This is a genomic window from Streptomyces sp. NPDC058008, from assembly GCF_042886395.1.
Classification (GTDB): Bacteria; Actinomycetota; Actinomycetes; order Streptomycetales; family Streptomycetaceae; genus Streptomyces.
Genome location: NZ_JBHVQX010000052.1, coordinates 1 through 18,695, shown reverse-complemented (window position 1 = coordinate 18,695; position 18,695 = coordinate 1). Strand labels below are relative to the sequence as shown.

Genomic DNA, 18,695 nt, shown 5'->3' with positions numbered 1-18,695 from the left:
CAGGCCGCCCCTGCGGGGTGCCCTTTCTCCCAAGGAGGCAATTCTCATGAGTGAACCCGTTCGCGCACCCGTGGCCGTCGTGGCAGCGGCACTGGACGATGCGGCGTCCATCGGTGGCTTCTTCGCCCTGCGCGTCGGAGGCGGCAACGAAGGCTGGCGTCCCGTGGACCACTTCTACAGCCGCGGCTTCACCGACCTGTCCACCACCGTCGCCGCTCGATACCGCACCGACGAGTTGCGCGTCGGAGTTTCCATCGCTCACCTCGGACACGCTGCCCGTCTCTGGTCGCCGGTTCTGGCCTGCGTGCTGCTGGGCGGAGTCGTGCCGGACATGGGCGCGTTGCAGCGCGCAGACGACGGCTCGCAGCTCAGGCTGCCCGAGCCCGCCGGCTGGAACGTCGACTCGCTCCCGGACATGACCGGAACTCTGTACGCCCAGGTGATGCACCACCTGGACGCTCTTCGCGTCGGCCTGAGGGTCAAGGTTGCTCCACGCCTCCTGGACGGTAACGCAGCGTCCGCGTTGGCAGGTTCTGCCGGCGTGCTGCTCTCTGCCCATCCACATCTGCGTGGTCCGCTCAGCGCGCTCGTGCCGGAGCTGCTCAGCAGGGGGCGGCTGGCCGGTACGGGGCACCTGACCGGGCCTGGCCTGGCCTTCCGCCGTCGCAGCTGCTGCCTCTACTACCGCACTCCGACGGGCACGACATGCGGGGACTGCTGCTTCGCGAGCTGAACCCGGCTATCCACCAGGATGCGGGCGACCACCGCCCGCCTGTGTACGGACGCCTGGTGGCATCCGGTCGACTGGCCTTGGCATGCTGTTGCTTCGGCGTGCTCGAAGCAACAACTGAATGCGTGCGCGCTCAGGGGGAAGCCGGTGCGAATCCGGCGCTGACCCGCAACCGTGTGCGTCCCGTCGAGGCCGCGAGTCGGAGCGTCCGGCGCGTGACGTGCACCGCCACCACGTCCGGGGCAAGGGCGGCCAGGGCCTCGGTGCCCAGAGCGTGGAGGGACGAGCCCGAGTGGTGACGAGCCGCCGACCGCCTCCGAGATCTCCCTGCTGCTCGTGCTGTCCTGTGCCGGGTCCGTTGCGGTGGCCACCGGAACGGACCGAACGTCCTCCGGCGGCCAGTCACATTCGTGAGTCCGCCCGACCAGGTGTACTACCGGTCCGAGCCCGGCCGCGATGCCGGTCGCCGCGGGCAACAGGGAAACGATGCGCATGTCCGTGACTGCGACCGCTCCCCGGGAGCCGGAGCATGGCAGGAGCCCGGCCCCCGGGGCATCAATCCATGTGGAGGTCAGGCGCCCCAGCGCAGGGCGATGGTGTCGCCCGCGTTGATCACCTTTGCGCGCGAGGCCCCGGCGAAGGCCGACCCGTCGACGCTGACCTTCCAGCTGTCGGAGCCGCTGTTGGCCTTGCCGTTGAGTGCGGTGATCGTGCCCGTTCCGGTGGCGGGGGTCACGCTGCTGACGCAGCCGGTCGGGGTGGCCGTGGTCGTGGCCGAGTCGAGGACGGTGCCCAGGGTTGTCGTGGTGCCGGACGGGGTGAAGGCGACGGAGCAGACCTTCAGGCCGCCTGCGCCGTCGTCCACCGTGATCGCCAGCTTGGTGGCGGTGCCGGAGGTGAAGGCGCTCTGGGCGACCCACTGCGGTGCCCCACCGGTCGAGGGCGTGGGGGGAGTGGCTGTGAAGCCGCCACCCGCGACGGCGCGGAGGCCGTCGATGGACGCGTAGGCGGAGGGTGTGGTGTCGCTGGGGAGGTATTTGAAGCCACCGCCAGGGTTGAACTGCTGGGCGATGAGGAAGTCGACGGGGGTCTTGCCCGCGGAGGTGAGGAAGTCGCCGGTCTGCGGGTTGATGCCGCAGGCGTTGAGGCCGGACACGGCCCAGCCGTTGGAGTCGGTGTTGACGCCGAACATGGCGTTGAACGCGCCGCTCGTCGGCACCAGCTTGCTCTTGAGGAACGCCTTGGCCTGTGCGATGTCGGTATCGGTGTTCGGGACCCCGGAGACGCAGAGCGCGGCCATCGCGGCCCCGGTCATGTCGATGTCGCTGGTGGCGGCGAGCTGCGTCGGGTTGCCCTCGGCCTTGCCGTAGTCCCAGCCGCCGTCATTGTGCTGGTTGGCGCGGATACGGGTGACGAGCGCGTCGCGAAGGGGCTGGGGCGTCCGCTGTGCTCCCGCTTGCGTCTTCGCTCCGCCGAGGGCGAGCGCGGCGAAGACGGTGCCGTTGAAATTCGCCGAGGGGCCGAAGTAACCCGGTTCGGCCGTCTGCCAATAGCCGTAGATGTCGGCGACGAGGTTGCGGGAGGCGGAGACGCGGGCCGGGTCGATGCCGGCCGCATAGGCGTTGAGCGAGGCCCGTTCGTAGTCCGTGACCACCGGAGTCGCCGACGGCCACCCAGCGGTCGCGAGCAGTGTGCGGTAGACGGATCTCGCGTTCTTCGTGGTGTCGCCCCCCGGCGTGACGTCGACGGCCGCAGTTCCTGCCGAGGCGAGTGCACTGAAGGCCCACTCGTTCGACAGACCGGCGCCCGCGTACGAACCGTCCGAGGCCTGGAGGGACTTGAGATAGGCGACACCATTCGTCTTCGAGGTCGCGATCTGGGCCGGCGTGGCGGTGGCCGCGGCCGGCAGAGCACTCAGGCAGAGCGCCCCGAGGGAAAAGGTTGCCGTGAACGCCAGACGAGGGGAGATCGACATACGGGGCATGGCCTGCTCCTGGGATGAGGGGCGTGTCGACCAGGCCCGGCCTCCTGCCTCGGTGCGGGCAGCAGTGGGCAAGGCCGCCGCCCGAACGCGTGGACCGGCTTCCTGTGGTGCACCGCCGCCATGGGCATTCGGGCTCAGGACGGCCCTCTGCCGTCCCACACCGCTGCGCGTCAGCCCCGGACTCTCACCGGGTTCCCCCACGTGGCAGCCCAGGACGCTACCCCAGGCGGCCGAGTCCTGCCAGCAGTCCCGCACGATCCCCTGTGTGCGCTGCGCTACGGCTTCTTGACGCCATGTGAATTCACGTGCTCCAATCCGCCTGTTAAGCACTGAGTTCCAGGGGAAGCCGGTCGAAATCCGGCGCTGACCCGCAACCGTAGGCCCGGCATCGCCGGGCGAGCCGGATTACCTGGGGCCTGATCTGCAGCGATAAGCGCCGTCGCGGACTACGGCGTGGACGACCGGCCCCACCCGCCACGCATCATGCGGTGAGGGCCCCTCAGCCACGTGCGTGTCCCCACGGAAACAGCACGAGGGGGCAGCGGTGGGGACCGCGGAGCGAAGAGACCGGCAGCCGGGGGGCAGAGCGTTCCTGTCCCTGATATCAGTGGCATTCCTGTTGCTCACCATGTCCGTGACACTCGTCACCGTCGTCACTCCGGCCGCAGCGGACCCCGTCGAGGACTGCACGGGCACCAAGGGCGCGGTCGTCGCCGTGGACTTCGGCCCCTTCGGCGGCGAGGTGGAGCGCGGCTGCGACGCGACGCCGACGACCGGCTACGAGCTCCTCCGCGAGGCGGGCTTCACCACCGAGGGCACCGAGCACGACGGCCCGGCCTTCATCTGCCGCATCGGCCTCGGTACCGGCACGCAGTACCCCACCACGGACAAGGAATCCTGCGTACTCACCCCGCCTGCCACGGCCTACTGGTCGTACTGGATCGCATCCCCGGGACAGAAGAAGTGGACGTACAGCCAGTACGGGGCCATGGACCGCAAGCCGAAGGACGGCGACGTCGACGCGTGGGTGTTCGGCGGCACCGACATCGGCGGGACCACCGGCAAGCCGACCTTCACCCCCGACGAGGTACGCGCGGGCGGTGGTACCGAGCCCCCCGACCCCGGAAACCCGCCCACGGTCCCGGCCGGTGAGATCGACGTCGCGGCTGCGGCTGCCTGGGTCGGCGGCACGCTCCAGGACGGCGAACGCGTCGTCGGCGAGGGCACCGACGCCCCCGACTACCTGCTGACCACCGAGGCGGCCTACGCTCTCGCCGCCGGCGACGGCGCGAGCGCCACCCTTGACAAGGTCACCGCCTTCCTCGCCGCTCACACCGGCGACTACGCCTACCCGTCGGGGACGGACCAGGCCCCTGACGCGACGGCCGCTGCCCGGCTCGCGCTCGTCGCCGAAGCGACGGAGGCCGATCCCCGGGACTTCGGCGGCCACGACCTGATCGCCGCCCTCCTGGACAACGTGTGCGCAGCAGGTCCCGACGCGGGCGAGCCAACTCCGGGATGCACCGCCAAGGGTGACTTCCGCAACGCAACCTACGGGGACGGCCAAGCGCTGGCCCTACTGGCCCTGCTCCGCGCCGGTGCCGTACCTCCGGCGGAGAGCGTCGAACGGCTGATCCAGTTGCAGTGCGACGACGGCGGAGTCACCGGCATCCTGATCCGTCCCGGCGAGAACTGCGACGGCGACCCCGCCACCACCGGCCTCGTGGCCCTCGTGCTGCACGAGGTCAGCGGGCAGGAAGCCGCTGTGGCCAAGGCCCGCGCCTACCTCAAGAAGGCTCAGGGCGAGAACGGCTCGTACCCCGGATACACCGGAGCCACCACAGGCAGCGTCAACGCCACCGCGTACGCTGCTCAGGCGCTCCGCGCCCTCGGCGACACCGCCCACGCGGACGCGGCTGTCTCCTGGCTCTCCCGGGAACAGCTGGACGGCGGCGGCTTCGGCTTCGAGGAAGGCGCGACCGACCCGGCCCTGTACGCGACGGGACCCGCCGTGCTCGCCGGCGCGGGCACCGATCTCGCCCGGCTGACGACGAAGAAGCCCGATCCGACCGGTCCGCCGACGACCGGACCCCCCACCGACGACCCGACCCCTCCCGCCGGTGAAGGCCCCGACCTGAAGAAGGGCGTCGCCTACCTCACCAAGGGCACCAACCTCAAGCAGGGGCAGTACTACACGGCTGGTCCTGGTTCGGCCCGTGCGGACTTCGGACTCACCATCGACGGCGCCTACGCACTGGCGGCCACCGGCCTGAACGACGACAAGCTCCGGGGCATCGTCGACTTCCTCGACGAGGGAGGCAAGGACGGCGATGGCAGGACTCTCCAGGACTGGACGGGAACCGGCACCGAATACGCGCTCGGCGGTTCCCTCGGCAAGGCCGCCCTGCTCGCCCAGGTGGTGGGCCGAGACCCACGTGCCTTCGGGGGCCAGGACCTGATCACCGCTCTGGAGAAGTCCGTGTGCACCGGGCCGAGCGAGGCCCCGGACCGCAGCTGCGCCGCCAGGGGCGCCTACACCTACGCCCCGTCCGTCTTCTCCCAGTCGCTGGCGATCATGGCCCAGGTGCGGGCCGGTGAGAAGAACGCGGCGGGCGAGCCGATCGCGTATCTGGAAAGCCTTCAGCACGACAGCGGCGCGTGGCCCAGCCTGATTCCCGCCACGGGCGACTCCGACGTCGACTCCACCGCCATCGCGGCCATGGCCTTGGGCCTGGCCGGAGGCGAGAAGGCGGACAAAGCCGTCGACAAGGCCCTGTCCTGGATCGCGGGCAAACAGCTCTCGGACGGGGGCTTTCCCGGCGCGGCCGGCAACTCGGTCAACTCCGCCGCCCTCGCGGTCCAAGGGCTCTCGCTCGACGCGAAGCGGTACGCGGCGGAGATCGCCAAGGCCCGGAAGTTCCTTGCGGGCCAGCAGAACACCGACGGTGGCTTCAACGTTGCCGAGGAGGGCCAGCGCGGATCCGATCTGCGTGCGTCGACCCAGGCGGTCAGCGGAACAACTGGGGTCTCCTTCGGCACTCTGGAGCGCAGTCTGACCGGCACGGCGCCGCAGCCCGTGCCCAGCCCTGACGCCTCCACTCCGACGATCATCACTCCCGGGGACACAGCCGGCGGTGCAGGCGGCATCGTCGACACCGACGGCGGTGGTGGAGCGTTGGCCTCCACAGGTGCGCAGGTCGGTGCACTCGTCGGCCTTGCGGCCCTGCTGGTCGCCACGGGGTGGCGCACGGTCGTCGTTGCCCACCGCCGTGCGGCAGGAGGACGGATATGAGGGCCCCCTCATGGCGCCGAGCCGTGCGAGCGCCGTCCGCGCTTCTGCTGTCGGCTGCCGCGCTGACGGCTACCGCCCCGTCGGCGGCAGCGGATCCGCAGGCCATGGGCCGGTGCACCACAACCTCAGGAGTCGTCCTCGCCGTCGACTTCAGCCACTGGGGCGGCCCGGTCTACCGGTCCTGCGGCACCACACCCACGACCGGATACGAGCTCCTCAACCAAGGCGGCTGGCGTACCACCGGCACCGGACACGACGGCCCGGCCTTCATCTGCCGCATCGGATACAGCGGCCACAAGAACGGCAAGCAGTACCCGACACCGCAACAGGATGACTGCGTCCTGACTCCACCGGCCTCCGCGTACTGGTCCTACTGGCACGCCGACCCGGGGGCGAACTCCTGGGAGTACAGCCAGCTCGGCGCCATGCTGTACAAGCCGAAACCCGGCAGCGTCGACCTGTGGATCTTCGGTGGCACAGACATCGGCGGGACCGAAGGACGTCCGCAGCTCACCCCGGACCAACTGCGCGCCCACAACACCCGGCCGACGGAAGACGTCGGAAAGCCCGCCTCTACCGACCGGGCCCCCGCGCTGCCGCCAGGTACCGACACGGGACCGAAAGCCCCCGAGCCGAAGACGCCCGCACCGTCAGAACCGGCCTCCAGCTCGGCGAAGCCGTCCAGGAGCCCGTCGCCGACAGCATCGGCCTCCGAGTCACACAGTCCGCCCCCGACCGCCACCGCCACTCAGGGCACGGAGACGCCGGGCACCCGGACCGAGGTCGTCGACGCGGCCCCCGCTGCCGACGCCCGGCACGACGCGGGTTCCGTACTGCCCGTGGTGATCGGCGGTGCGCTGATCGTGCTGGTCGGCGGAGCGGGTGTGTACGCGGCCCGACGCCGGCCGGAGTAGCCGAGGTGCCGCGAACCACTTCCCAGGCGATCACGCCCGTGTCCGGAACCGTGCCGGACACGGGCGGACGCCGCCTGCCCCGAACCCTGCATCCGGTCGCCTGGTGGATCTGGGCCCTGGCCCTGGCCACGGCGGTGAGCCGCACCAACAACCCGCTGCTGCTGTTCCTCGTGCTCGCGGTTCTCGGGTACGTCGTCACCGCACGCCGTACGGAAGCTCCCTGGGCACGGGGCTTCACGTACTACCTCTACCTGGCGCTCACCGTGGTCGCGATCCGCGTCGTCTTCCGCGCCGTCTTCGCCACCGGCATCACCCCCCACGACCACTTCCTCTTCTCCCTGCCCCACATACCGACACCCGACTGGTACGCGGGCATCCAACTCGGCGGCCCGGTCTCGCTGGAGGCACTGCTGTCGGCTGCCACCGACGGCCTGCGCCTGGCCTGCATGCTGTGCTGCATCGGCGCCGCCAACACCCTCGCCAACCCCAAACGTGCCCTGCGCGTCCTGCCCGGCGCCCTGCACGAACTCGGCGTCGCTGTCACCGTCGCGATCAGCGTCGCTCCCCAACTCGTCCAGAGCGTGCAGCGCGTCGCCCGAGCGCGCAGACTCCGCGCCGGGAGCAGCCAGGGCCTCAAGGCCCTGCGCGGCATCGTCGTGCCTGTTCTGGAGGACGCCCTCGAACGCTCTCTACGGCTGGCGGCCGGGATGGACTCACGGGGGTACGGGCGCGCAGGCACCGCCACCCCACGCTCCCGGCGTGTCACCGGTGCGCTCATGCTCCTGGGCATGTGCGGGCTCTGCGCCGGGGTCTACGGACTTCTCGACGCGACCACGCCCGCGTTCCTCGGCCTCCCGGCCATGGCCGCAGGCGCCGTCCTGTGCGTGGCCGGGCTGCGGCTGGGAGGACGCAGAGTCACCCGCACCACGTACCGCCCCGATCCATGGCTGGTGCCGGAATGGGCCGTCGCCGGGGCCGGAGTGCTCTCCGCCGTCCTGCTCTTCAGCAACATGGGCTACCACGCCGCCGAACTCAACCCCTCCATCTACCCCCTGACCTGGCCCACCCCGCCACTGGTGCCGACCCTCGCGATCCTCCTCGCCGGAACCGCCGGCTTCCTCGCCCCTCCACCCGCGCAGCCCCGCCCGGCCGTCGTCCCGAAGCCACGCGCCGAGAAAGCCGAAGCCACGTGATCACCTTCGACCAGGTCACCGTCCACTACGACGACGCTGCCGAACCCGCCCTCCGCGAGGTCGACCTCACCATCGAGGAGGGCGAGCTCTGCCTCGTCGTCGGCCACACCGGCGTCGGCAAATCCACCCTCCTGGGAGCCGTCAACGGGCTCGTGCCCCACTTCACCGGCGGAACCCTCCACGGCCGCGTCACCGTCGACGGCCGGGACACCGCCCACCACCCGCCCCGGGAACTGGCCGACGTCGTCGGCGTGGTCGGACAGGATCCCCTCGACGGCTTCGTGACCGACACGGTCGAGGAAGAACTCGCCTACACCATGGAGCAGTTGGCGATCCCGCCCGTGGTCATGCGTAAACGGGTCGAAGAGACCCTGGACCTGCTGGGGCTCGCAGACCTGCGCCACCGCGCGCTGCACGAGCTCTCCGGTGGCCAGCAGCAGCGCGTGGCCATCGGATCGGTCCTCACCGCGCATCCACGTGTCCTCGTCCTCGACGAACCCACCTCCGCCCTGGACCCGACGGCGGCCGACGAGGTCCTGGCGGCCGTCACCCGGCTCGTCCACGACCTCGGTGTCACCGTCCTCATGGCCGAGCACCGCCTCGAACGAGTCATCCAGTACGCCGACCGTGTGGTCCACCTGCCCGGCGACGGCCGCGTCGTGCACGGGCCACCCGCCGAGATCCTCGCGACATCCTCCATCGCCCCGCCGATCGTGGAACTCGCCCGTACCGCCGACTGGCACCCGCTGCCCCTGTCCATCCGCGACGCCCGCAGAGCCGCTGCTCCGCTCCGTACCAGGCTGACTCGGGCAACTCCCGCCCCGCTACGCCCGGCCCCACCGGCTGACGGCCCCGCGCTCCTCACCGCCCGTGGCGTCACCGTCAACCACCACGGCGTCCCCGCCGTCCGCGAGGTCGACCTCGATCTGCGAGGCGGCGAGATCACAGCGCTGATGGGCCGCAACGGCTCAGGTAAGTCCTCGCTGCTGTGGGCGCTGCAAGGTTCCGGTCCACGCAGAGCCGGACACGTGCGCGTCACGGGCACCGGGACGGTGGCAGCGAGCGACCCCCATGATCTGTCTGCGGCTCACGCGCGCCGGCTCGTCGGCCTCGTCCCGCAGACCCCGGCCGACCTTCTCTATCTCGAGAGCGTCAAGCAGGAACTCGACCAGGCGGACAGCGAGTCCGCAGGCGCGAGCGGAGCCCCCGGGGCGCGGGAGATCCTCGACCGGCTGGCTCCCGCGATCGCCGACACGACACACCCCCGGGATCTCTCCGAAGGCCAGAAACTCTCGCTCGTCCTGGCGATACAGATGGCCGCCGCGCCCCAGGTCGTCCTGCTCGACGAACCGACTCGCGGGCTCGACTACCGGGCCAAGGCAGCTCTGACGGAGATCGTCGCCGCCCTCGCAGAGGAAGGCCGTACGGTGGTCATCTCCACACACGACGTCGAGTTCGTGGCACGTACCGCGGACAGGGTCGTCGTCATGGCCGAAGGCGACATCGTGGCGGACGGGCCGACCACCGAAGTCATCGTCGCCTCACCTGTCTTCGCGCCGCAGACGGCCAAGATCCTGGCACCGTTGCCCTTCCTCACGGTGGACCAGGTGGCCACGGCTCTTACAGCGGGCGACTCCGGGGATCGGACGTGAACGCCGCCGCAGCGGCGACCGCGATCCGGCTCAACGTCCGCGTGTCGCTCGTCATCACGCTGGCGGCGTTCGTCGGGGTAGTGGCCTTCTTCTGGCCCTTCGTCGTGGCGCCGGGAAAGCTCGGCTCGAACTACGCACCGCCGCTCATCTTCGGAGCCCTCCTCGTCCTCGTGTTGTGCGTGGTGCTCTCCGAGATCGCGGAAGGAGGCATCAACTCCAAAGCCCTTGCCATGCTCGGCGTACTGTCCGCCGTCAACGCGGCGCTGCGCCCTCTGGGCGCCGGAACCGCGGGTATCGAAACGGTCTTCTTCGTCCTCGTCCTGGCGGGACGCGTCTACGGGCCCGGCTTCGGCTTCATCCTCGGTTGCACCTCACTCTTCACCTCCGCGCTGATCACCGGTGGAGTCGGGCCGTGGATGCCGTACCAGATGTTCGGCTGCGCCTTCGTGGGCATGCTCGCGGGATTTCTGCCCCGCGCCACCGGCCGCCGCGAAGTCCTGATGCTCGCCACCTACGGATCGCTTTCCGGCTATCTCTTCGGCTTCCTGCTGAACCTGTCCTTCTGGCCGTTCTCCCTCGACCCCGACAGCTCCATCGCCTACCTTCCCGGCTTGCCGTTCACCGAGCAGTGGCAGCGCTACCTCGCATTCGACCTCGCCACCTCCCTCGGCTGGGACACCGGGCGGGCTGTCACGAACTTCGTCTGCATCGTGCTGGCCGGCCCCGCAGTCCTCACCACATTCCGACGTGCCGCCCGACGCGCCCGCTTCCGGGCGCCGGTTCGTTTCAGCACTTCCCGCCCGACGCCGCCGCCGGACGGGAAGTGAGGCCGGTCGGCAAGCGTGCCGTCCGGGCACCGAATCAGACCTCGGTGCCGTGGGGGTGGATCCTCAGCAAGTAGGTGTCCATGATCCACCCGTGTGCGGCCTGTGCCTCGGCGCGTACCCGGCGGATGCGGTCAAAGACCTCGTCGAGAGGCCCGGAGACCAGGATCGCGTCGGGGGTGCCGACGTAGGCACCCGCAGTCCGGGTTGTCCCCACAGCCGCTCCGCCGGGATGGCCTTCAGCCCCTTACGGAGCAGGGCCGACCAGCCCCTGGACCTACAAACCGCTCCTATCGGCGGCGATGGAGGGAATCGTCCCCGGCTACCTGCCGGCGAGAACCACCGAGGACCACGGCACCCGGGAAGGCGCCACAGCCTGCGCCGGCATCGACGCGCCCTCGCCGCTCTCGCCCGCGACCCCCGTCCGGTGGCAGCCGGCAGCGCCGACGAGAACGGTCTGCGGCGTATCCCGCACAGCCCCGAACTCCTCACCGCCCAGGCACATGGCTGGAACAGGTCCGGCAGACCCAGTTCATGAGGTCGGTAGAAGTCGTCACCGCGCACCACCAGAGCGCCGCGCAACTCGGCAAGGGCCTCGGCCGATTCTCCGGAACCCCCATGCCGTCGAGCGCGACCAGGGCGAACCCCTCGCCCTGGACCGCATCACCCTGTCCGGCCCCGCGCTTCTCCTGGACGCCCCGCTCGACGCCCTGCGCGGACCACGCCCTGCCGAGCACGTGTGGCACGCCTCGGTCCGGGAACGCCCCCGGCGACCGGCTTCTCACGGACACGGAGTGGGCAACCGTCGCCGCCAAGATGGTCGCCGCCGCGGGGATCGCTCCGCACGGCGACGGACACGGCTGCCGGTGGGCGGCCAGGCCGGCCGCGGTGTCACCCAGCTCGGGCGTCGGCGCCACCCACCGCACCAGCATCCCGCATGCCGCGTACCGAGGGCTCAACGCCCTCGGCCGGGCCTCACGTTCGAGGACCTGCACCGGCTGTGCCTCCACGAGTCCAACCCGCGCATGCTCACCGAGGCCGCCACCGTCCTCGGCGCACCCAACGACCGGGTTCACAGCATCAGCTCCACCGTCGGCGCCCTGGCCGGCATCTCCGCCTTCGCCCTCCTCGAAGAAGCCCCCGACACCCACCCGAACACTCCGCACGCCCCGGACGCTGTGGTCTGCGCACTGATCGGCGACATCGCCGGCTCCGTCACCGCCACCCACATCTCCCTGCGCCACCAGCGGCCCACTTCCTGACCGCGCTCGCTCCCGTGGGGCGCGGATCGTCTTGCCTCGTGCAGACCCGCCGATCAAGCCGCAGGGCCGAGGTCTCCCGAGAGGAGCGTTTGGACGATCCGAGGCCGGTCCCAGAGATCCAGGATCTCGTTGGCGATGGCCACGACGGGCAGGTGGTCCTGCTCCCGCACCTTGATGGCTGCGGCTTTCAGGGTACGTGGGACGGCCTCGGCGTCCAGGAGTAGGCGCCATTCCTGCGCGCCGAGTTCCAGGAACTCCAGTCCTGGTAGCCCGGCGACCTCCAGGGGGTCAGATAGCGTGCCGGGCAAGGCGGTGAGAGTGCGCAGATGGGGCAGGGCCCTGAGGGGCGCCAGGCTGAACGGTGCGCCGTGCCGGAAGCCGATGGTCAGGACCTCCAAGTCGGGATGGGCGGCTGCCTGGATGGTCTCCAGGCCTCCGATGCCGACTCTGGCCACCGGAAGGGCTTCTCCACAGTGTTCACGGCGTTCCTTGCGCATCCGGCCAAGGACGAAATCGGTAAGGGAATCAGCCACCAGCTCGGCACCGAGGCTCTGCTCGTGATCGATCAGAATGACCTGCCCGAAGTGTCCGGCGGGGCCGGGAGTCAGGTCGACAGCGAACTCGTCGCCGCCGTTGCTCCCGAAGGTGATCCACCCCGGCGAGCCGGCCAGGCTCTGCACCGCTGCGTCCGGCCCGCCGCTTACCGCACGCTTTGCGCCGGGGTCCCAGCCCAGGTGGCGTACCGTTCCGTCGACGCTGCGCAGATGTTCCAGTCCGGAGGCCTCGCAGCCGATCGCCTCGCCGGCCCGGTCTGCCTCCTCGAGGTCGAAGTCGTCGTCCGAGTACACACGGGTGACCCGGTAGAGCACCTTCATCTCATCGGACAGCGTGACCCCGAGGCGTGCTTCGGCGGCAGCGATCTCCTCTTCCGTCGCGCCGGTGGAGTCCGGCAGCCGCTCGCGCAGCGTCCGCTCCAGCAGCTCCGGGTTCGCCGAAGGCGCCGGTACCGCCCGGAACGCGGGATTGGGGCGACGGCGCCAGGGCTCGGGAAGGACACCGTCGGCAAGGATGAGCACTCCCAGGTCCGGGTAGCCGCAAGCCGGTTCCACGACTGGGGTAGGCCAGACCAACCCGAGCGTGGCCCTTCCGTCCGGGTGGACCTCTGCCCTGAATGCGATCTGCTGAACTCTGCCCTGTGCGAGTGCCCGCTGTATGTCCTTCACTGCGGTCCGCGCCGTCGAAGACATCGGCCCTCGATGGGCAAGGCTCGTGCCGTACTGACCGATGCGTCCCGCGACGCGCGCCGGGCGGTCGGCACGCCGCTCCGTGTCATCGGCCAGCATGAGCCGCAGGACAGGCTCCCAGGTCACAAAGTCCGATACCGACGACAAAGGGGGTCTCTGATCAACCATGCGCTGACCGTACGCGGAGCCGCTGACAGAGCAGGCGCCGGACCGCAGCCCACAACATCCCCGGTGAAAAGGCATGGGCGCTGCCCTGCGGGCTATCTCGAATGCCCAGCCAGGCCAAGTGCGGCGCTCAGGGGCCAAGTGCGGCGCTCAGTCGCAATGACAGGAACCTCACGAATCACGAGCTACAGCTGCCGTGACTGTTCACCAGAATTGACGGCGCGGGGCCGCCGCCCGTCATCGCGGCAGCCCGCCGCCTAACCGCCCCTCTGCTACAGCCAGCGAGTGCGCCCGAAGCACCGTGCGGGCCAGCTCTTGTGCGGGGATCTTGCTGGTATCGACCTTGAGGTCGTACCTGGCCTCATGGGCATGAACCGTCCGCAGGTGCCCCCTCGCCAGGCCCGCCGGATTGCCGCGTGCCGCCTCCCGCTCCTCCAGCACATGGACCGGGCAGTACACCCCAACGAGATAGACCTCTACGCCCGAGAGCGCCTGGAACCAGTCCTCCAGCAGATCGGGAGACAGCAGCATCTCGTCGACCACGACGTTGCAGCCCTTGAGCGCCAGCTTGGCAACCGACGCACAGGCGGCGGCAAGTATCCGGCGGCCGACGTTGCCGTACCGGATGCTGATCAGCTGACGGCCGTCCTCGTCTTGCTCCGACCGGTCGTAGCGGAACCCTTCGAAGCTCAAGAGCCCGCCGCGGCCGCCGGCCCACTTCTCCGGCACCATCGAGAAGAGCGTGTCGATGCCCCAGTACAGGTACGGCTCATCGCTTTCTTCCTGGATCGCGCGGGCCAAGGTGGTCTTACCAGCACTTGATGTGCCGTTGAGAAAGATCACGTGACCCGGGCGGTCATACTGCACAGAGGCTCCCATCCGACCAACATATCGGGCCCGATCAACGACGGTGCAGCCCTCCGACGCAGGAACCCGGCCGAGCTCGCTCGCCTCGGCGGCGCGGTCACCGCTTGCGTAGGTCCAGCGCTCCCCAGGCGAGTTCCGTGCACCAGTTGTCGGCGTACACCTGCACCTTCGCCCGGTGGCATGAACTGCACCTTTCCTTGGAGCACCTCGATGCTGGCGGGTCAAGGAGACAGGTGCTGTCATGGCTCGGGTTCCGGTTCAACTTCCTTGACGTGGCCGCTTTCTGTTGCAGGTTCCGCATCTCGCTGTCGATATCCGCGTTGCGCTATCGACTGGATGCCGGGTCTGACGTGACAGGCGAACTGACAGGTCAGGAACGTCACCCGTTCGGCCAGGCCTCTTCTTCTCGACCTTCGGGCGCGATCTGCCGCAGCTTCGCGCCGTGGAACATCCACACACGGAAGTAGACCTGCTCCTGGTCCATCACGAACAGCTGGACGAACTCGGGGTGCTTCCAGACGATGCGCTCGACATGCGCCACCAGACCGGCCAGGTCGGCGTGGTTGAGCGCTCCGGCGTAAACGTCGCATTCCGGGTACTTGCCGCCACCCCAACGCGTGTCGCTGCCGGTGGTTTCGTTGAGCGAGCCGACCCAGCCGACAGCGCAGGAACCGAAGCCTCGCCGCATGGCAGACGTCTGCAACCACCGGCTCAGTTCTTCGGCAGCCGGTCGATCATCCGGCTCGACGGAGATCATGACGTTGGCGACGTGACTCATGTCAGGATTCAACACAATCACGGAGCTTTTCCAACCTCACGCTATCCAAGTTTTTGCATCATGCTAGCCAGATCAAAGACACCGGACGAGCTCCTTCAAGACTACGGTGTACCTCCGCAAAAATAGGGGAGATAATGAAACTGGAGGAAGCCTTAAATGCGACAAGGTAGACCATCTGATCAGAGTGGGCGGATTGCGAGGCTGGTCTTTCGGCTACGAAGACGGAATCTCCCTGGGAATGACCAAAGAGGTGCGCGAAAGCGTTTCTCGCGACACGGAAACCCTGGAGATTGAGATTTTCAAGGGCGGAGATGGAACAAACTTCTTCCGGCGAATGAAGAACGGTAGACGCCTCGAAGCTTTCGAACCGAGAAACCCGATCGATGTCTTCGGCGATGGACCCTTCCTCATCTCGGAAGTAATGCGGGAGAAGTTCCAGTCTGATAGAGAGGGCCGACGGGCCATAATCGACCTCACCAACGCCATCTCTGAGAACTACGGCATTACAGTCGACAGGGGAGTTCTCAAAAGGGCCCCTTGTGACAGCGGCTCTCCGAAACTGATCCGAAGCTCACGGGGCTCGTACCGCGCACAGGGAGGCGCGGCAACCCAGGCGGCCAAGCCGGAGACCGGCGCCAGCACTCCGCAGGTGATGACCACCTGACGGAACCCGAGGGTAAGCCCCAGGTCAGCACTGTCCACACCAGGCCCGTCAGGACCGCACCGCCGACCACGGCGACGGTCAGGACCATCGCTGTTTGGCACTCAGGTGTTCGTTGGCGTCGCTGATGCGGCTGGCGGGGCGCATCAGCGTCAAGATTGCGTGCCACAGCTTTGGTCCTCTCGCCTGTCAGGCTCAGCGAGCGACGCTTCGATCAGTGTTACGGCAGCCGTCCTCTCCATCAGAACGACGGTCACGCCGAACGGGTCGGGGTGGTCCAGCTTCGTCGGGGTTAGGGAGAAGTTCACCGCGGCCTGGGTCGGCGACACCAGCTCGCCGCCGGAAAAGTAGAGCGTTTTCAGGTATCTGGCCCGATAAACGTTCTGCTGGCTTTCTGAGGGTACGAGGGAAGATGAACTCGGGTCATATCGGGGCCGGTTGGAGGAGTTCGCCGGGGAGGTGTTCGCGCCTTTGGCGCGTGCTGACCAGCGAGTGATGAGCGGGCTGTATCTGCGGGGCCTACTGTTGGAGGGCGCCGGAAGTCGATACAGCCGATGGCCGGACGCCTTGGGGGCTCCGCGGTCCACTCCAAGGCCCTAGACGGCGGGGAGCGTCATTCCAATCGCGCGGTACCCCCATCCGCTTCCGGTGGTGGCCGGCCTGCTCTGTTTGGTGTGTTCATGGCCAGACGGGAGCGTGGGCGTTCCGGGGCTGGCGCGCATCAGGAACGTATGCCGACCGTGCTCCTCTTCATGTAGCCGTTCGGAGGGCACCCATCGTCAGGGTCCTTCGTAGGACACATGTTGGGATCCTCTGCATCTCCGAAGCGTCCGTAGAGGTAGACCCAGACAGTGCACGATGGATCCTCGGTGAAGGACAGCTCAAGATCGTTGCCACGTGCGGCGGTCTCGTCGGGTTCGAGGAGGCCGCCACCTTCAGGGCTGACATAGAAGGCCCAGTGGCCATGGGACAGCTTCTCGGGATGGGCGCAGTCAGCCATCGCTTCGACCTTGTCGAACCCCGTCCCGGTGAAAGTGTGCTCCTTCGAGAAGGTCAGGGACGTCCCCGCTGGGCTGGTCCATGTCCCTACCAGCTGCTCCTGCGAGATCTCTGCCGCGTGGATGGCTGCGCCATACCCGCAAGACGCCGTGAGAACTACCCCGGTTACCACGAGACCCATCGCCCGCCATCCACGCATGTCCGCACCTCTCCCTGGAGGTTGGATGTCCGGCCTGCGGCCACGACTCAGCATATTTGACCCAGATCGTCGCCGGAGATGACCCCCGACGCGCCCGCTGGTGGCCTCTGGACAACCTGCCGGAGTGCCTGGCATTCGACCACGCCGATATCGTCCGCGCGGCCACAACCTCCTGATGGGGATTCCGGGGGGCTTAACGACCTCGTCGATGGTAGCGCGCGTGGGCATACCAGCGCGACGAGCTGCTCCGGCGGGGTGGGCACCGCGCGCAGATGGCGGCGCCGGGTGGTCACGGCCGCAGCTGCGGCAGCTGCTGGAGGACCTGGTCGGCCAGGTCCTGGATAGGCCGCCAGGGCCCGAGCTGCCCGTGCACTGGGATCGGCAGGGCGAGGGCCTGGACGTCGTTGACCTCCAGATACCACGCCCCGGTCTGCGCCTACTCGGTGCGGGGAGGAGTCCGGGTCCTGGTGGCAGCTGGTCAGCCGGGCGACGCCGATCACTGCGCCGGTCGTCGGCTCGCGTCCGCGGACCCTGCGGGCGACTGGCGGGACGCGCGGAGCGGGGCGGTCGATCTGCTGCCCCGCGTGCGGCAGCAGCCAGCCGCGCCTATCTATATAGCTGAAGTAGGTACAGGCTGGTTAGAGCTATGGGGTACGTGAGTCACGCTGATGACCTGTCTGCTCCGTTGCGAGGCTGCCTAGGTTCTGTCGTCAGATGTCACGCCCGCATCAGGAGTGGTGCGAGGGTGACGGCTGCTTTGTAGGACTCGGCGGTTTTGTCGTAGCGGGTGGCGGTCCCGCGCCACTGCTTCAGACGGTTGGAGCACTGTTCGACAACGTTGCGGTGCTTGTATGCCTCGCGGTCGAAGGCCGGCGGGCGGCCACCGCGGCTTCCTCGGCGGGCCCGGTTGCGGACCTGGTCGGCCCGTTCGGGGATGGTGTGGGCGATGCCTCGACGGCGAAGCCAGGTGCGGATCGCTTTCGAGCTGTAGCCCTTGTCGCCTAAGACGTGATCGGGCCGTACGCGGGGACGGCCGGGTCCGATCCGGGGCACCCGGATCGCCTCCATCACGGCGGTGAAGCGGGTGCGGTCGTTGGTGTTGCCGCCCGTGAGGACGAAGCCGAGCGGTCGGCCCCGACGGTCGCAGGCCAGGTGGATCTTGCTGGTCAGGCCGCCTCTGGACCGGCCGAGGGACGGGTCGCGGAGCCCCCTTTTCGCGCCCCGGCCGCATGCTGGTGAGCTCGGACGACCGTGGAATCGACCGACACCAGCCACTCGACGTCGCCCGCCGCGTCCGCCTTCGCCTGAACGGCCCGCAGCATCCGGTCGAACGTCCCGTCCATCGCCCACCTGCGAAAACGCGTATGCAGCGTGGCCCACGGACCATAACGCCCGGGCACGTCCCGCCAGGCCGTCCCGGTCCGGAACTTCCACACGATCCCGTTCAGGGCCCTGCGGTCGTCCAGCCGCTTCCGACCCCGCAACGACTGGGGCAGCAGCGGCCGGACGAACTCCCAATCAGCATCGGACAGTTCATGGCGACGGATCACGACACCATGATCCACCAGCGATGATCATTCGAAGACACCGCCTAGGGCCGCCAGGCAGAGCCCAGCCCACTCCCACCACCTCCAGGCCGCAGGGGTGGTGGCCCAACACCTCAGGCCCCACACAGGCCAGGGCGATGATGCACCGTCACCCTCCGCGCAGCCAGCCCGGCGGAGCAGGTAGGGCGGGAGCGCAGCGGACGCCCGGGCCCGGAGCGCAGCGGAGCGGCCTTGCGCGGTCACTTCCAATTCGCGCTTGCGCGAATTGCATTCCCTTCGGAAATTCCGCTTGCGGAATTCAATTCCGGCGCTTGCGCCGGAATGCGAATTGCGCTTGCGCAATTCGGTGTGCTCTGCTGCGGCTTGCCGCAGCATTACCCGCTC

General features: G+C 68.9%; 13 protein-coding genes, 2 pseudogenes and 3 riboswitches. Of the genes and pseudogenes, 8 read left to right on the top strand and 7 right to left on the bottom strand.

The window, feature by feature from the left end; translation table 11 throughout:
• Positions 1-46 precede the first annotated feature (46 nt).
• Positions 47-733, top strand: a complete 687-nt coding sequence (locus ACFVS9_RS33200; protein ID WP_383114806.1) for a (2Fe-2S)-binding protein — start codon at positions 47-49, stop codon at positions 731-733.
• Positions 734-815: 82 nt separating this feature from the next.
• Positions 816-961, top strand: a riboswitch (cobalamin riboswitch).
• A 340-nt stretch (positions 962-1,301) separates the two neighbouring features.
• On the opposite strand, the gene ACFVS9_RS33195 is transcribed toward ACFVS9_RS33200, so the two are convergent.
• Positions 1,302-2,714: a hypothetical protein gene (locus ACFVS9_RS33195; protein ID WP_389938548.1), complete on the bottom strand. Its 1,413-nt coding sequence runs from the start codon at positions 2,712-2,714 to the stop codon at positions 1,302-1,304.
• A 122-nt stretch (positions 2,715-2,836) separates the two neighbouring features.
• Positions 2,837-2,912, bottom strand: a riboswitch (cobalamin riboswitch).
• A gap of 88 nt (positions 2,913-3,000) precedes the next feature.
• A riboswitch (cobalamin riboswitch) is annotated at positions 3,001-3,149 on the top strand.
• A 193-nt stretch (positions 3,150-3,342) separates the two neighbouring features.
• Here ACFVS9_RS33195 and ACFVS9_RS33190 point away from each other — a divergent pair.
• The 5 genes from ACFVS9_RS33190 to ACFVS9_RS33170 are packed head-to-tail and all read left to right on the top strand — an operon-like array spanning position 3,343 to position 10,592.
• Positions 3,343-6,006, top strand: coding sequence for a prenyltransferase/squalene oxidase repeat-containing protein (locus ACFVS9_RS33190; protein WP_389938545.1), 2,664 nt, complete (start codon positions 3,343-3,345; stop codon positions 6,004-6,006).
• Positions 6,003-6,920 carry a hypothetical protein gene (locus tag ACFVS9_RS33185; protein ID WP_389938542.1) on the top strand — a complete coding sequence of 306 codons (918 nt, stop codon included), beginning with the start codon at positions 6,003-6,005 and terminating at the stop codon, positions 6,918-6,920. Before ACFVS9_RS33190 ends, ACFVS9_RS33185 begins: the two co-directional genes overlap by 4 nt.
• Positions 6,921-6,925: 5 nt before the next feature.
• Positions 6,926-8,113 carry an energy-coupling factor transporter transmembrane component T gene (locus ACFVS9_RS33180; protein WP_389938539.1) on the top strand — a complete coding sequence of 396 codons (1,188 nt, stop codon included), beginning with the start codon at positions 6,926-6,928 and terminating at the stop codon, positions 8,111-8,113.
• Positions 8,110-9,765 carry an ABC transporter ATP-binding protein gene (locus ACFVS9_RS33175; RefSeq protein ID WP_389938537.1) on the top strand — a complete coding sequence of 552 codons (1,656 nt, stop codon included), beginning with the start codon at positions 8,110-8,112 and terminating at the stop codon, positions 9,763-9,765. Before ACFVS9_RS33180 ends, ACFVS9_RS33175 begins: the two co-directional genes overlap by 4 nt.
• Entirely contained in the window at positions 9,762-10,592 is an 831-nt protein-coding gene (locus ACFVS9_RS33170) for an ECF transporter S component (RefSeq protein WP_389938534.1), read from the top strand. Before ACFVS9_RS33175 ends, ACFVS9_RS33170 begins: the two co-directional genes overlap by 4 nt.
• 34 nt (positions 10,593-10,626) lie before the next feature.
• On the opposite strand, the pseudogene ACFVS9_RS33165 reads toward ACFVS9_RS33170, so the two are convergent.
• Positions 10,627-10,785 (bottom strand): annotated as a pseudogene (locus tag ACFVS9_RS33165) (precorrin-6A synthase (deacetylating)); the annotation flags it as partial.
• Between the two features lie 829 nt (positions 10,786-11,614).
• Between ACFVS9_RS33165 and ACFVS9_RS33160 the strand changes: the two are divergent.
• The gene (locus ACFVS9_RS33160; RefSeq protein ID WP_389938531.1) at positions 11,615-11,851 is read left to right on the top strand and encodes a hypothetical protein; all 237 of its coding nucleotides are present in this window, start codon (positions 11,615-11,617) and stop codon (positions 11,849-11,851) included.
• Positions 11,852-11,904: 53 nt separating this feature from the next.
• Here the strand turns inward: ACFVS9_RS33160 and ACFVS9_RS33155 are convergent, their stop codons facing one another.
• The 3 genes from ACFVS9_RS33155 to ACFVS9_RS33145 all read right to left on the bottom strand — a co-directional run bounded on the left by ACFVS9_RS33155 (position 11,905) and on the right by ACFVS9_RS33145 (position 14,905).
• A complete protein-coding gene (locus ACFVS9_RS33155; RefSeq protein WP_389938528.1) occupies positions 11,905-13,263 on the bottom strand; it encodes an SMI1/KNR4 family protein in 1,359 nt (452 codons plus the stop codon).
• 234 nt (positions 13,264-13,497) lie between these two features.
• Positions 13,498-14,139: a chloramphenicol phosphotransferase CPT family protein gene (locus ACFVS9_RS33150; RefSeq protein WP_389938525.1), complete on the bottom strand. Its 642-nt coding sequence runs from the start codon at positions 14,137-14,139 to the stop codon at positions 13,498-13,500.
• A 367-nt stretch (positions 14,140-14,506) separates the two neighbouring features.
• Positions 14,507-14,905 (bottom strand): squamosa promoter-binding protein 15, encoded by a 399-nt coding sequence (locus ACFVS9_RS33145; protein WP_389938522.1) that lies wholly within the window; start codon positions 14,903-14,905, stop codon positions 14,507-14,509.
• Positions 14,906-15,011: 106 nt separating this feature from the next.
• On the opposite strand from ACFVS9_RS33145, the gene ACFVS9_RS33140 reads away from it, so the two are divergent.
• Entirely contained in the window at positions 15,012-15,569 is a 558-nt protein-coding gene (locus ACFVS9_RS33140; protein WP_389938519.1) for a DUF6461 domain-containing protein, read from the top strand.
• A gap of 718 nt (positions 15,570-16,287) precedes the next feature.
• Here the strand turns inward: ACFVS9_RS33140 and ACFVS9_RS33135 are convergent.
• Positions 16,288-16,746 carry a hypothetical protein gene (locus tag ACFVS9_RS33135; protein WP_383114803.1) on the bottom strand — a complete coding sequence of 153 codons (459 nt, stop codon included), beginning with the start codon at positions 16,744-16,746 and terminating at the stop codon, positions 16,288-16,290.
• A gap of 735 nt (positions 16,747-17,481) precedes the next feature.
• A pseudogene (locus tag ACFVS9_RS33130) lies at positions 17,482-18,311 on the bottom strand (IS5 family transposase).
• Positions 18,312-18,695 lie beyond the last annotated feature (384 nt).

Coding starts and splice junctions, on each gene's coding strand:
- ACFVS9_RS33200 (WP_383114806.1), top strand. CDS start 47: ATGAGTGAACCCGTTCGCGCACCCGTGGCCGTCGTGGCAGCGGCACTG.
- ACFVS9_RS33195 (WP_389938548.1), bottom strand. CDS start 2,714: ATGCCCCGTATGTCGATCTCCCCTCGTCTGGCGTTCACGGCAACCTTT.
- ACFVS9_RS33190 (WP_389938545.1), top strand. CDS start 3,343: ATGTCCGTGACACTCGTCACCGTCGTCACTCCGGCCGCAGCGGACCCC.
- ACFVS9_RS33185 (WP_389938542.1), top strand. CDS start 6,003: ATGAGGGCCCCCTCATGGCGCCGAGCCGTGCGAGCGCCGTCCGCGCTT.
- ACFVS9_RS33160 (WP_389938531.1), top strand. CDS start 11,615: ATGCTCACCGAGGCCGCCACCGTCCTCGGCGCACCCAACGACCGGGTT.
- ACFVS9_RS33155 (WP_389938528.1), bottom strand. CDS start 13,263: ATGGTTGATCAGAGACCCCCTTTGTCGTCGGTATCGGACTTTGTGACC.
- ACFVS9_RS33150 (WP_389938525.1), bottom strand. CDS start 14,139: ATGGGAGCCTCTGTGCAGTATGACCGCCCGGGTCACGTGATCTTTCTC.
- ACFVS9_RS33145 (WP_389938522.1), bottom strand. CDS start 14,905: ATGAGTCACGTCGCCAACGTCATGATCTCCGTCGAGCCGGATGATCGA.
- ACFVS9_RS33135 (WP_383114803.1), bottom strand. CDS start 16,746: ATGGGTCTCGTGGTAACCGGGGTAGTTCTCACGGCGTCTTGCGGGTAT.